Annotated in this window: 11 protein-coding genes; 6 read left to right on the top strand and 5 right to left on the bottom strand. The window is 32.8% G+C overall.

The window, feature by feature from the left end:
- Positions 1 to 4: 4 nt before the first annotated feature.
- The 5 genes from ASD98_RS02045 to ppsA all read right to left on the bottom strand — a co-directional run bounded on the left by ASD98_RS02045 (position 5) and on the right by ppsA (position 7,102).
- Positions 5 to 1,360, bottom strand: coding sequence for an MBL fold metallo-hydrolase (locus ASD98_RS02045; RefSeq protein WP_056199421.1), 1,356 nt, complete (start codon positions 1,358 to 1,360; stop codon positions 5 to 7).
- 1 nt (position 1,361) lies between these two features.
- Entirely contained in the window at positions 1,362 to 2,192 is an 831-nt protein-coding gene (locus ASD98_RS02040; RefSeq protein ID WP_056199418.1) for a restriction endonuclease, read from the bottom strand.
- A 156-nt stretch (positions 2,193 to 2,348) separates the two neighbouring features.
- Complete coding sequence (locus ASD98_RS02035; RefSeq protein WP_056199416.1) at positions 2,349 to 3,398, bottom strand: response regulator; 1,050 nt, start codon at positions 3,396 to 3,398, stop codon at positions 2,349 to 2,351.
- Positions 3,391 to 4,581, bottom strand: coding sequence for a PAS domain-containing sensor histidine kinase (locus ASD98_RS02030; RefSeq protein ID WP_056199412.1), 1,191 nt, complete (start codon positions 4,579 to 4,581; stop codon positions 3,391 to 3,393). The genes ASD98_RS02035 and ASD98_RS02030 overlap by 8 nt, the downstream gene beginning before the upstream one ends.
- Before the next feature lie 115 nt (positions 4,582 to 4,696).
- Entirely contained in the window at positions 4,697 to 7,102 is a 2,406-nt protein-coding gene (gene ppsA, locus ASD98_RS02025) for a phosphoenolpyruvate synthase (protein WP_056199409.1), read from the bottom strand.
- A gap of 250 nt (positions 7,103 to 7,352) precedes the next feature.
- Here ppsA and ASD98_RS24285 point away from each other — a divergent pair, with 250 nt between their 5' ends.
- From ASD98_RS24285 to ASD98_RS02000, 6 genes are all read left to right on the top strand, one after another.
- The gene (locus tag ASD98_RS24285) at positions 7,353 to 7,706 is read left to right on the top strand and encodes a BRO family protein (protein ID WP_242412057.1); all 354 of its coding nucleotides are present in this window, start codon (positions 7,353 to 7,355) and stop codon (positions 7,704 to 7,706) included.
- Between the two features lie 48 nt (positions 7,707 to 7,754).
- Positions 7,755 to 8,225: a hypothetical protein gene (locus tag ASD98_RS24280; RefSeq protein WP_242412056.1), complete on the top strand. Its 471-nt coding sequence runs from the start codon at positions 7,755 to 7,757 to the stop codon at positions 8,223 to 8,225.
- A 77-nt stretch (positions 8,226 to 8,302) separates the two neighbouring features.
- Entirely contained in the window at positions 8,303 to 8,743 is a 441-nt protein-coding gene (locus tag ASD98_RS02015) for a hypothetical protein (RefSeq protein ID WP_056199406.1), read from the top strand.
- Between the two features lie 35 nt (positions 8,744 to 8,778).
- Positions 8,779 to 9,471 carry a lanthionine synthetase LanC family protein gene (locus tag ASD98_RS02010; RefSeq protein ID WP_082577770.1) on the top strand — a complete coding sequence of 231 codons (693 nt, stop codon included), beginning with the start codon at positions 8,779 to 8,781 and terminating at the stop codon, positions 9,469 to 9,471.
- Positions 9,472 to 9,519: 48 nt separating this feature from the next.
- Entirely contained in the window at positions 9,520 to 12,375 is a 2,856-nt protein-coding gene (locus tag ASD98_RS02005) for a lantibiotic dehydratase (protein ID WP_056199400.1), read from the top strand.
- Complete coding sequence (locus tag ASD98_RS02000) at positions 12,375 to 14,027, top strand: S41 family peptidase (protein ID WP_056199660.1); 1,653 nt, start codon at positions 12,375 to 12,377, stop codon at positions 14,025 to 14,027. The genes ASD98_RS02005 and ASD98_RS02000 overlap by 1 nt, the downstream gene beginning before the upstream one ends.
- The last annotated feature ends 987 nt before the right edge of the window (positions 14,028 to 15,014 follow it).

Here is a 15,014-nt window from a genome sequence, read left to right as displayed (position 1 = left end):
AGTTCTAAATTTCTATTTCAGTTCCTATGATCGGAACACTGCAGTTAAAACCATATCGATGCTGAATTTTAATTCGAAGTTCATCTGCGGGAAGATTTTCTCCGTGTACTAAGTAAATACATTTAGGAACATTTTTAAGTGCCGAAAGCCAGTTTATAAGATCTTCCTGATCTCCGTGCGCAGAAAGTCCTTCAATCTGAACTATTTTAGCTTCTACGTTATAGTAGTTTCCGTATATTTTAATTTCATCGGCGCCTTCAAGAAGTCTTCTTCCTCGAGTACCTTCAGCCTGATAGCCTACCATTACAACGGTAGTTTTTTCAAGGCCTATATAATGCTCGAAATAAGATAATACGCGACCCCCAGTGGCCATTCCGCTTGCGGCAATGATTACTTTAGGCTGAGGATCTTCAATGATTCGCATAGTCTGTTCGTATTCAGAAACTATTTTAAACATTTTGCACATTTCATGGCAGTCATTTGAAGAGAGTTTGTGCCATTGCATATTCTGTAAAAAAATATCCAATACACTGGCTCCCATTGGAGTATCAAGAATGTAGGGAACATTTGGAATTCTGCCCTCCGTTTTAAGCTGCCATATTAAGTACATTATAGATTGTGCTCTTTCTACAGCAAATCCCGGAATAATGACAGTTCCTTTTTCTTCAATTGTGGTGTTAATATAGTTTTCAAGCTCTTTTTTTGCATCCAAATCAGAATGAAGGCGATTACCGTAAGTACTTTCTAAAAAGAGATAATCTGCCATTTTGGGTTTTGTTGGCGGAAACATCAAGACATCGTCATCGCGTCCTATGTCACCTGAAAATACCAAAGTTTTGTCTTCGAGATGCAGCGTAATAGTACAAGCACCAATGATATGTCCTGCACCAGTATAAACAGCAGTAATATCTGGAGTAATATCTGTTGAAATGCCGGGTTGTACAATTTTAAAATAGGGAAAAACGGCTTCAGCTTGCTCTAAAGTATAAAGAGGTTCTGCTTTTTCATGTTTGGAATAATGTTCTTTGTTGGCTTTACTGGCTTCTTCTTCCTGAATTTTAGCACTGTCTAAAAGAACAAGTTTTGCCACATCTTTAGTAGGAGAGGTGCAATATATTTTGCCCGCAAATCCCTGTGCAACCAGTCTTGGAAGCCATCCACAATGATCCAGGTGACCGTGTGTAAGTAACACATAATCTATTGTAGAAGGCAAAACTGGTAAGGGCTCCCAGTTAAGTTGTCTAAGCGCTTTTAGGCCTTGAAAAAGTCCACAATCAATCAATATTCTAATACCATTACTTTCTATGAGTGTCTTTGAGCCTGTTACAGTTCCGGCGCCTCCAATAAATTTTATTTTCATCTTAAATAAGTTTACAAATTTGTGAAGCTTCTTTTAATACATTTCGAATCCTGTTTTCACTAATTCCTATTTTATGAAGACTTTTCGAATCATTAATAAGATCTTTTACAAGTATTTGATCCAGAATAAGCAATTTTTCTTTTTCGACCATTGACAGCGTTGTGAGACAGGTAATGGGGTAGAGTCCTCCTTTATCTATTTTATTTTTAATGCTGTTATTTTTAGGATAATCCCAACTTAAGAGCGTTATTCCACTACAGATGGCAAAATTTTCAGCATCTTTAGTAAATCGGTTGTTAGTTACTATTATACAGGAATCGATGTTCTCGCTTCCGCTAAAAATAGTGTGCTGTTTCGCTTTGAGGTCATTAAACCGAGACAGAATATACATTGGTACTTTTACATCCGAAGCGCCTTCTCTGCTGCTGTGAAATTTGCATTCAACCATCGACAGCTTGTTTTCTTTTTTCAGTGCCACATCTACTTCATGCGATACACATTTTCCCTGCAGGGTTAGATTTGTTCTTGTTTTGTAACCTTCAGCAGCATAAAGTCTGGATATAAATTTTTCAAAGAAAAAGCCTGCAGGTCCAAGCATTTGTAACGCATAGCGCAGGTTATAACGAGCAGCATGTCCGTTTGATGCTTTTTTTAAAATCGCAAATGCCAGCTTGTATATTTGCTTGGTAGTTATGCCTTCATACATTTGATTTTGTATCTGTACAAGGCATTCTCTTATAAGATCAGCATCAGCTCCAGATTTTTGAAGAGAAAGTTTTAATTTTTCGATGTCGAACGGGACAACATGACCTGAGTGTTTAATTACTTTCATTATTCAACTTTTTTACTAAAGTTTTAGACTAGTTCGAAAAAACAGATCAGATAGATTTTGTTTTATGAAATAGTGCAACCAAAATTACAGTAGATTATGTTGCAGCCAGATGATGAAAATCATTTGCGAATATGATCTTCATCATTAATTGAATTTTTAGTTTTTTATTCTGCTTAGTTTCTCTAAATTAAGGATATGTATAGTACTCGAGGTCTTTTCTATCAATCCTTCTTCTTTAAAATCACTTAGTGTACGACTTATAGTTTCAGGTGAAGTTCCAGAAAAGGCAGCAAGATCGTCTCTGGAGAATTTAATACTAGTTCCATCAGAGCTGTGCTGCTGTAGTAAATGTATAATACCCTGTGCAATTCTTTTTCGGACTGACATATAGGCAATTTGCAACAATCGCTCTTCTTTTTCCCGCATATCATTGGCGAGAATTTTGATGAATTTAGCACCAACATCAGGATACAGAAAAAGAAGTTTATCAAGTTGTTCTGTTGGCAAAAAGCTTAAAACTGTTTCTTCGAGTGCGATAGTCGTATCATTATACGTATCATTCGAAAACAGTATACTAATATCCAGATAATCGTTTTCTTTATAAACACCCGTAATAAGTTCACGTCCTTCCTGAGTAAGTTTTACAGTTTTGACTTTTCCGCTTATGATATAATAGATTCCTAATACATGATCGCCTTCGTAATGGATATATTGATTTTTTTTAAAATGTCGGGTACTACGATCGAGCATGATTTCTTTTAGTTTTACTAACCCGTCTTCTTTAGAAATAACTGTATTGAGGTTTTCGGCACTCTGTCCATAAAAAAGTTGTTGTTGCTCTTTTTTCTTTAACCGGGCTTCTATTGCTTTCAAGAGTTCGACATCATCAAATGGCTTGGTAAGATAATCATCGACTCCCAGTTCCATTCCTTTTCGGATGTCGGCTCTTTCCGCTTTGGCAGTCAAAAATATAATAGGTGTTGCTTGTGTTTCAGGATGTTTATGAAGAATATGTAAAACGCCATATCCGTCAAGTTCAGGCATCATAATATCACATAGTATAAGATCAGGCAACATTTTAAGCGCTGTTTCCACTCCTGTTTTTCCATTAGCCGCGGCAAAAACCTCATATCCTGAGAGTTCAAGTATTTCAACAACATTTTCTCTGATATTGTCATTATCTTCAATGATAAGTATTTTAGTCATAACGTGGCAATTCAATAGTAAATAAGGTTCCTTTATCAATGGCGCTTTTAAATGAAATGGTTCCATTCATTAGTGATACATAGCGTGAAACAATATGAAGTCCCAGACCCGTCCCTGGAATCTTTCCTGTATTATGCGCTCTAAAGAAAGCTTCAAACAAATGTTTATGATCTTCCTCAGGAATACCAATGCCATTATCTTTAACATTGATGGTTATCATAGTATCCGTGGTTGAAGTCGATAGTTCGATTTCGGTTTCCTCTCCTGAATATTTTATAGCATTGGATACAAGATTGATGATGCAATTTTTGAGTAAGTTTTTGTCCAGCTTTACCAAAATAATTTCAGTATTGGGTATGCTAATTATCTTTTGTCTCTTTTTTGTGAGGAGCTTCAGTTCTCCTATAATTTCTTTGATAAAATCCTGTAGATTAAAAGTTGATATTTCGAGAGTAATTTTATTCGATTCTGCTTTTTCAAGAAGTAAAAAATCATTCAAAATTGTAGTCAGGTTTACAATGGCGCTTTTGATTTTTCGAATATGGGTTTCAATTTTTGGATTATCTATATTTTCTACATAACGCTGCAGTAGGGCAGTGGAAAGCTGAATGGTGCTTAAAGGTGTTCTAAATTCATGGGAGGCCATCGATAAGAGGCGACTTTTAATTTTATTAAGTTCTTTCTCTTTTTCGAGGGTATTGCTCACCTCTTCTTGTGTGGCGGTTAAGGCTTCAATGGTTTCGTTTAAAGTCTGTGTACGATCTTTTACTAGTTCTTCTAAATGCTGAGTGTATTGCATTAAACGGTTTTCCGCTTCTTTTTGGTGGCTCATATCATGAATGAAACCTGCAAAAATTCTTTCTCCCTCAAATTTAACTTCACTTACTCCAAGCCTAAAAGGAAATATGTTTCCGTCTTTTTTCCTCCCAAGCACATCCCTGTCATGTCCAATAATATGCGGAATTCCAGAAGATTTATAGTTTTGTATATAAGAATCGTGTTTTTCTCTATCTGGAGAAGGCATTAAAAGTGAAATGTTTTTGCCAATAACTTCATCAGGATTATACAGAAAAAGACGGCATGCAGAAGGATTAATAGATTCAACAATTCCTCTTTCGTTAATTGTGATTATGCCATCGATTGCATTTTCAATAATTGCATTTAAAAGTGCCTGGTTTTTCATTTTGCAATCGATTTTTTTTAAACAAATTTCGGCAAATGTTTTTGATAATCAATGTTTTGTCTTGTTGTTTTTATCTACTGGTTTCATTCTTTAATTTATGATTCAAAAAGTTCTCTTAATGTATAGAAGCACCTCTTTTGAACTTTAGAGAAAGTGTTGATGTATTGATATTTTTAATACCATTTATTAGAGCATCAGCATTAAAAGAAATACTATCGATTCCTGCCATAACTAAAAATTTTGTAAAATCTGCTGAATCACTTGGCGCCTGTCCGCAAAGGCCAATTTTCTTACCCATTTTCACAGCGGTATTTATCATTTGGAGTATGAATTGTTTTGAAGCTGGATTTTGTTCATCAAAAAGATCTGCAATTAATTCAGAATCTCTGTCGATGCCTAAAGTAAGCTGTGTTAGATCGTTGGAACCGATAGAAAAACCATCAAAAATTTCAGCAAACTCTTGAGCCAGTAATATGTTTGATGGAAGCTCTGCCATAACATATATTTCAAGACCATTATTACGCTGTTTTAAACCGTATTCTTCCATTAGAGCGATCACTTTTTTTCCTTCTTCGGGCGTACGACAAAATGGAATCATGAGTTTTACATTGGTAAGTCCCATTTCATCCCGAACTATTTTCATCGCTTCACATTCAAGCCTGAATCCTTCGCGATATTTTTCATGATAGTAACGGGAAGCGCCACGAAAACCAAGCATTGGATTTTCTTCGTGAGGCTCAAAAAAAGAGCCTCCGAGAAGTTGAGAATATTCATTGCTTTTAAAATCACTCATTCTGACGATGACTTCTTTGGGATAAAAGGCTGCCGCTATTGTGGCTACACCTTGTGAGAGTTTTTCGATGAGGTAATTTGGCTTACTACTATAGTTTTGTGTGAGTGCTGCTATCGCTAAACTTTGATCAGCATCAAGTACTTTTTCCGGATGAATGAGCGCCATGGGATGTATCTTCACGTTGTGGCTTATAATAAATTCAAGTCTGAGTAAGCCTACGCCATCATTTGGATAAAATGATAAATCAAATGCTTTCTCGGGTTCAGAAACTATCAGCTGTACTTTTGGTTTTTGAGGGAGCTTTATTTTGTTGAGTGGCACAGTTGTTTGCAGGTATTTTAATTTGCCTTTATAGACATAACCGGTTTTTCCTTCTGCACAGCTCAGGGTAATAAGATCCCCATCTTTAATAATTTCAGTGGCATTACCGGTTCCCACAATGGCTGGTGTTCCCATTTCTCTGGCTACTATAGAGGCATGACTTGTTCGTCCGCCTTTATTGGTAATGATTCCAGCCACTTTTTTTAGGATAGGATCCCAATCCGGGCTGGTAAAATTAGTAACCAGAATTTCTCCACTTTGGAGTTTTGAAGCGTCTTTTGGCGATACAAGAATTCTTGCAGTACCACAAATTATACGGTTTCCAACAGCCTCGCCCTGAACAAATGCTACTCCTTTTTTTTCTAATTTATAAGTAGTAATTGATAGTGGTTTTAAGAGGGAATGTACCGTTTCTGGTCTGGCCTGAATAATATAAAGCTCTCCATTTAAGCCATCCTTCGCCCATTCAAAATCCATTGGTTTATTATAATGTTCTTCTATAATAAGGGCCCATCTGGCGAGTTTTTCAATTTCGGAGTCGTCAAGGACAAATTTGTTGCACCATTTTCGGGGCGTAATTTTTAGAACAGTTGAATTAGTACCGGAAGAATTATCATTGTAAATGAGCATCTTATTTTTTGCTCCGAGATTTTTCTGCAAAATAGCCTTTTTATTGTTTTTAATGGATCTTTTAAATACAAGAAATTCATCAGGAGTTACGATACCTTGTACGATTGTTTCACCTAGACCCCAGGTCCCTGCAATATGAATCACATCAAGGAATCCCGATTCGGGTTCCAGTGTAAATCCGATACCGGAACAAGCTAAATCAGAGCGGACCATTTGCTGAATACCAACAGAAAGAAATATTTTGTCGTGATCAAAACCTTTGTCAAATCTGTATTTAATGGCTCTGTCTGTATAGAGTGACGCAAAACAGCATTTTACGGCATAAATCAGCGGCATTGTACCTTTAATATTTAGAAATGAATCGTGTTGTCCAGCAAAGCTTGCATTGACAAGATCTTCTGCAGTGGCACTGCTTCTAACGGCAACTGCCAGATCTTTGTCTTCACATAAACAGGAGTAGGCGTCTGAAATTTCGGTTTGAAGATCTAAGGGAAATTTTGCATCAAGTAGCAGCTTTCTCGCTTTCTCACCAATTTCAGTTAAGTTGATAAAGTCTTTCTTATCCAAAAGTTGCATTAATTCGTTTAGAGCAAAACTTAAATGATTGTATTCTATAAAATCTTTGTAGGCAGTTGTTGTTATGGCAAAACCATTGGAAACTCTAATACCATGAAGACTAAGATTATTGTACATCTCTCCCAGAGAAGCATTTTTGCCACCTACTTTATTAATATCGTTAATTCCGATCTCACTAAACTTTAAAATATATTTTTCCATTTTCATTTCTTTTAAATCTCTCTTTTTATGGTTTTTAATTTATTTTAAAGATAGTTTGACACGTAAAAATTAAAAATGATTGTGATCATCTTTTGATATTTATAGCTTTCTTATAAGGTGATACAAATCATTTTTCTGCTTAAATTAATAAATGATATTTGATGTATTCGATTATAGCTAAGATGTATTGAGGATAATTTTAATTTAAAATAAGTTTAGAAAATAATCTCAGATTTTAATAAAAAGCACAATGAAAGCAAATAAATCACAAAGCAAAAGCATATCTATATTTGAGAAACTCAAAAAAACAGATAAGGCCGGTAATGAGTATTGGAGTGCCAAGGATCTTGCAAAATTGCTAGGGTATTCCAAGTATAGTTCATTTATTGAAGTGCTGGATAAGGCAAAGGCTTCCTGTATTAATACAGGTCAGGAGACAGCATCACATTTTAAAGATTTTAGTGCAATAAAATCAGTTGGTAATGATTTGCAAAGGAATGGGGTAGACGTAAAATTATCACGCTATGGCTGTTATCTTATAATTCAAAATGCAGATCCTGCTTTAAAACCGGTAGCGCTTGGACAAGCCTATTTTGCGATATAAGCTCGTCTGCAGGAACTGAACGAACAGCAGAAAAGTAAAAATTTTAAAATGATAAAAAACCGGAGATATTTTCTTCGCAAAGAATTGGCTAAGAGAAATCTTCAGTTGGCTGGAGCCGCACGAAAAGCAGGTATTGTTACCCCTGCAGATTATGCCTTTTTTCAAAACCATGGATATAGAGGGCTTTATGGAGGTCTGGATGTAAAAGCGATACGCAAGATTAGAGGTCTTGATTCTGATGAAAACATTCTCGATCATATGGATAGTACAGAATTAGCAGTCAATTTATTTCGTGTCACTCAAACCGCTGAAAAGCTAAATGATGAAAATGTGCAGGATAGTGCCGAGGCTAATAGTATTCATTTTGCGGTTGGATTAAAAGCTCGTAAGGCAATTGAAGACATCGGAAATACATTGCCAGAGAATATGCCCTTAATGGAAAGTATTACATTGCAACAAAAGCATGATAAAAAATTGCACTCAGAAAATAATCGTAAAAAGAAAACATCAGCTAGTTAAAGATATTGAGTTAAAATAAAATCTTTATAAATAATGCTTTAAAGTAAAGATTCTTAAGAAATTAAATAATTAATATTATGAAAAGAAAGTTCTTTATACCAATTGCCATCATTACGCTTTTATATTGCTGCCAGAAAAAGGATTGGATAGATCCAAATGAAAATGACATAGGAATAGATTCAGCTGAAATGTCCGGTATCAATGATAATCTACTTAGAAAGTGGTTCGCATTGAACAGAGAATCAGACAGTATAATTAAATCGGCACAGCTAATTATTGATAAGCAAAGAGATGAAGTCGAATCTCATCCACAGGACGAGCGGGAATACATGAATACGTGCATAGAAGATGCTCAGAAGCAACTTAACTTACTGAAGGAAAAAGTAAAATTTACTAAACAATTTGCTGGGGATATTAAGCACTATGATCCATCTTTACAACAGACGATTGACTCATTAGAGGAAGATTATGTTCGGGAAAAATATAAACTGGAAGGTGCATTAAAAGAGTTGAAATAGTGTAAATAATCAACAATATTTTAAATTAAAATTTAATAGAGGGTAACTTACTAGTTTTAACAAATCCATTTTCCATACACAATACTACTAATTTAATTTTTGGAAGTATAGGTTTAGCTCATGGGGCTGCTGGATATATAAATTTTTTAATTGATTTAAAAAGAAATTTTAAGGAATTGAAACTAGATATCAAAAAACCATTGTATATAATTTCAGATTTCTTAATGAATTATAAAAGGGTACATAGCAGTTCAAAACAATTTTATCCTAATTTGATTATTTTAGAAACGGATCTTCAAATAGAGCCTATAGTAAGTTGGTGTCAAGGAGATTTAGGGATATCTAACGCATTATTTAACTTAGGTCTCTATTTTAACGACAGTTCTATAAGGTATGAAGCTGTTGAATTAGTTAACAATGTAACTCGTATATTATCTGATGATTCAGGAGTAAAAGATTATACGTTTTGTCATGGTTCTATAGGCATAATTCTTCAGTATGATTTGGCTTCATCTAATATGAGTATAAATTTCAGTGATTCGATTAATGAGTGGAGTGGAATTTTAGATCAACAAACTAAAAAATTTAATGAGTTTTTAACGTATTATGATGGATCATATATGAAAGAGGTTAACCTTTTAAATGGTTTAGCAGGTTTGGGTATGGGAGTGTTGACTTTAAAGAAACAGAGTTCATTCCGATGGCTGGATATATTTAATTTGCATTAATAGTTTATTTACCATAAATAAAACAAATAGAGTAATCCAATACAGCATATGATTTTTTTTGATAATATAGTAAAACGAGTTGCAAATTTTTCGATTCAATCATACGAAGAGAATAGAAAGAACAAAATCCATTTTTTTAAAACTAATGAGTTATTTAGACTCTCCATTTTAATCTCATCCAGAACATTATATGAAGATGTTACTAAAAGCAAGGATGATAAAATTAAAAAATCGCTGTCTAAATATTTTATTAGGGCACATTTTAATCCTACGCCATTTGGTGTTTTTAATAGTGTTGGAACTGTTAAGTGGGGAAATTCAACCGTAATAAAAAATGAAAAGGTACTTGCATTAAATGTGAAGTATGACAGCTTGTTTTTGTCAAATCATTTAAATTCGATTTCTGGAAATGAGTGGTTAGAAAAAATGTATTGCATTAATCGCTCAATACATTTTTTAAACAAGTCAAAAATAAGTTTTTTCAAATCAGATATACATAATGGAGATAAGGTGGAGCAGCAGCATGTTGAAATTGATTATGATAGTGATTTAGAGTGGTTAGTAAATAGATTTAAAAAACTTACAGTTCTTCAAGATGTTTTAAATGAGATAATTTTAGAGGGTTTTGAAATAGATGAGGTGAAATCTTACTTGAAAAATGTAGTAGACTGCGGATTGATTATTGAATATTTTCTTTTTTATCCTTATGCGGAAAAATTATCAAAAGAAAATATATACTTACATTCTAAATTGGTGAGAAAAGATTTTTTTATACTAGAAGGATCAAATGAAATTAAAAAATTTTCTCAGCAATACTTAGGTGAACAAGACAGTTTTTTTAAATTTGAAAATAATGAGGGTAGGTACTCGCACGCAGTCAATACATACGATAAAGAAGGGGGGACTTTAGATTTTGATTTTAAAGAAAAAATAGGACGCTATATTGATTTTACTATTCAATATAACTCCCATACTTCTTATAGAAATGACACTTTAAAAAAGTTTATTGGCAAAATAGGTGAGCGTTATAATGACGGATTTATACCAATAAGTAAAATTTTTAATCCATATTCAGGATTAACATATACATCACTTGTAGAATCTTATGATTTAGAATTAGATAAAGAAGTCCTGCAAAAGATTTTAGCAGAGTCAGAAGATGATATTTATTTGAATTTGCCCGTAAATTCGAATAAAGAAAAAAAGACAAATAAGCTGCCTGCTTCATTCAGTGTTATGGCTGAAGGATTAATTTGTAAAAAAACAAATGCAAAAATATTATATATAAAATCATTAGGTTCTAGTTCAGCTTTGAATTTAATTGCACGGTTTAGTGATATTACAGATAGTATTTGCCAAGAGATTGTTGATTTCGAGAAAGAAATGAATTGTGAAAAAATTTTAGCGGACATTAACTGTATTGGTACTTTTAGAAGTATAAACGTAACTGCTAAAAAACAATTCTATGACTTCTCTATTCCAGTCAATACATCATTTGATGACGAAAACGCCATATTGCTTTCCGATATATTTGTCCATTTAAATGGAGGAGAAATAAGACTTGTATCTCAAAAGCATAAAAAGGAAATTTTGCCTAAAATAACTTCTGCATTAAATCCTATTCTTTCTGATTCAGAGATATATAGATTTTTATGTGATTTTGAATACTACAATCAGGAAATATATGGAGTTATTTTTAATTTTAATTCATATAGTTATTTCAAGCCTTATGTTCCTAGAATTTATATGGAAGAGAATGTGCTGCTTTCTCCTGCACAAATATTGCTGGTAGATAAAGATTATACATTTGCCGAGTTTGTAAAGTATGTATTAGGAAAGATCAAACAACATAATTTCTCAATATTGATTAATATTGTGGAAAGACAAGGGATTCTTGTACTTGATACAGAAGATGAAGATGACCTAAAGGTTCTCTACGAAAAGATCAAAGCAATTAAGCTCGTCTATATATCCGAGTCATTATATGAATTTTTTAATCCTATTGTTAATGATAAATGCAATTCCAATTACTCGCATGAACTGGCAGTGGGTGTAAAAAATACTAGCTACTTCAGACAAATAGTTCCTTATGGAGATATTGAGGAAATTGCAAATAATAATTTAAATATTCCTATAGTTTCTGATTGGTTATATGTAGAAGTGTTTACAAATTCATACTCAAATAAAGATATTTTAAAATATGTCCATAATGAGATTCTTGCAAATCTCAAAGTTGATCAATTCTTTTTTGTAAATTATTACAATCCCGATAAATGCCTTAGGTTACGATTTAAGACTAATTCGCAAAAAAATAAAGAAGATATAATCGGTAAAATACATGAGTTGAAAAATATAAATCTTATCAGTAATTATCATATATCACTTTACGACCAGGAAATACATAGGTATGGAGGCATCAGGTTAATGGAAGTAGCAGAAGATATATTTAATCTGGATAGTTTAAATGTTTTAATGACTATAGTTAACGGAGAATTAAATGATGATTTAATTAAAATGATGGCGATATTAAAAATAAAAAGTTATCTTGAAATCTTTGATTTTTCGTTGGATGAAATGATTGACTATTGCGAAGATTCAATTAATATGTTTCAAAATGAATTTGATCTGACTTCAGATTTAAGAAAGTCATTTAATAAAGAATTCTTAACCATTAAATTTCTGATTAATGAATTTCAGTTCTTCAATTACCTAAATAACGAAAAGATAAAAAGGAGTATTGAAAGAGAGCTAGACGATAAATCTGCAAAGAAAAATTATGTGTCAATTTTGATTCATATGAGTATGAATAGACATTTTGAAGATAATCAAAGGTTTAATGAATTTAGGACCTATTATTTGACAAAGTCTTTTTTAAATCAATTAAAATTTACAAAAAAAGGATGATGAGAAAGTTAAACTTACTTTTGTTTATCCTGTTTCTGCAGATAGGATATTCTCAAAATAATATAAGTGAAATTAAAAAGTTAGTGGTGACAGCTAAAGTTTGGGGCTTTTTAAAGTATTACCATCCAAATGTGGCCGATGGAAGCAAACAATGGGATAATGAGCTTGTAGAAATTTTACCTAAGATAGATAAGGCGAAAACCGCACCTGAATTCTCAAAAATTATTGAAAACTGGATAGATTCATTAGGAATGGTTAAGGAAATGAATATTGTTCCTTCGAAGGATGTTATTTATTATGATCGTAATTTTGATTTATCCTGGATAGTTCAAAATGAATTATTCTCAAAAGATCTTTCTCAAAAACTTAAATTCATAGAAGTTAATAGATATCAAGGGGTGCCATATTATGTTGGAAACACTGAAGCGGGAAATATATTTTTAATGAATGAAAACTCTATTGATTTTCAGTGGAATAATACGAATCTGCGTTTATTAGCTCTTTTTCGATACTGGAATATTATTGAATATTTCTACCCCTATAAATATTTGATGGATAACAATTGGGGCAAAACCCTTGAAGACATATTGCCTAATTTTTTAAATGTTAAGAATGAAGACGATTTTAAATTAGCAATGCTAAAATTAGTTGTCCGTATAAATGATACTCATTCATCATTTTATTATACAATGTCTAAAAATATTGGAAAAATGAGAAAATTTCTTCCCATGAAATGTGTTATTCTGGATCAAAAAATGGTGGTGACAGAAATTTTAAGTGATACATTAGCCGAACATTATGATATTAAGATTGGTGATTTGATTAACAAAGTTGATGGAAAAACTATTGCGCAAATTATTAGAGACGAAAGACCATATATAAGTGCTTCAAATGAATCAGCATATCTTCTAAATCTGGTTTCTGAAATTTCTTCTGGCTATAATGATTTTATAGATGTAGAGGTCACGCGCAACAAAATTACCAGCAGCAAAAGAATTGATTGTTTTGACTATAATATATCACATAGTAATGAATTTAAAAAATCGAAAAAGGAAAAATACTATGTGCTAGAAGATAATATAGGTTATGTAAATATGGGCAAACTCAAAATATCTGAAGTTCCTCTAATGATCGATAAGTTACGTGACACACAAGCCATAATTTTAGATTCCAGGAACTATCCTAAGGGGGCTAATTTTGAAATTTCTAAATTTCTAAATTCAAGCCCAAGACCTTTTGCTAAATACACAATTCCTGATCTCAGTTATCCAGGTAAATTTTATTGGCTGAAAGAATTACATATTTGTGGTACGGAAAATAAAAACAATTATAAAGGTAAGGTAATTATATTAGTAGATGAGAATTCAATAAGCCAATCTGAATGGGCAACAATGTGTTTTCAAACCGCAGATGACGCTAAAGTAATTGGCAGTCAGACAGCTGGAGCAGATGGCAACACTAGTCATATCGATTTTGTTAAAGATTACGATGCGCCTTTTTCAGGAATAGGTGTTTACTACCCCGACGGTAAAGAAACTCAAAGAATTGGAATCGTTCCTGATATAGTTATAAAACGTACTGTTTTAGGTATAAAACAAGGAAAAGATGAAGTGCTGGATCGAGCAATTCTCTACATTAAAGATAATAAGTAAAATTTTGAATATGCAAACGAGAATTGGAGATACGATAAAAGTGTAAAAATGAGCCCTTAATTATGGTAAAGGTGGATTTTAAAGCAGCGGATAGATAAAGCAAATTTAAACACAATGAGTATCATCAAAATTAAGTTTTTGATTTTATGGCAGTTCGCTAAAAATTATAATCAAGAGATTCGCAAAATCTGAAAATGTATATAATTTTTTAAGTTCTCTAAATAAAGACAACATCTTATACAGAGGTTGAAGAGAAAAAAGAGTTGTATGTACAACGGTCCTTCAAGGCAATTAATGTATATGATGATAATTTGGAGGGAATAAACAGTTGTGAAAGCCAAGATAAATTCCACAAAACTTGAAGTGATAATTTTTAAAGCATTTTTCTCTTATCATGTGGAGTCTACTAGGTCATATCTTATAGGTTCTAAACCTGTGATTTAAGCCCTCTAATGGCTGCCTGTAGCACATTTCTCAAAAAATGGATGTGTTCATTTCAGTGCACTTCCCAAATTGGATGTTTATAAATAATTGCTTTAAATGTGTTGATGTTCAGCTGCAGATTCGAACATAACAGTTGGATGAGCTATCATAACTCGTTTTTTATTTTTACAATATTGGCGTGCCACGATTCTGCCACGAAACTTCAACGGGTAAAATATTTTTAGAAAACCGCCTTAACTTTGTATGGCAAAAAAGGTATCCACTCCAAGAGGATGATAGAAATAGACAAAATCAAAATTAGCTTTTTTATTATAGTATTTCATTTAGATCTGCTAGGACCCCAAAAAGCGGCTCAAATTCTGTAGTACCAAAATCATTGTAATGAATCATGGAGAACTATATCAGTAAACAGCCTTATACCTCCTTGCTTTACATACTCATGCAACAGTAAGCGAACTTATCCTAACGATGTTTTTGTGAGTGCGATGGTATATAGACTCTTAAAAATTGTAAATAAAATTCAGTACATTTAAGACTTTATTT

The sequence above is a fragment of the Flavobacterium sp. Root186 genome (genome assembly GCF_001428525.1).
Taxonomy (GTDB): domain Bacteria; phylum Bacteroidota; class Bacteroidia; order Flavobacteriales; family Flavobacteriaceae; genus Flavobacterium.
The sequence above is the reverse complement of the archived record's forward strand: the minus strand, read 5'-3'. Positions and strand labels throughout refer to the sequence as shown.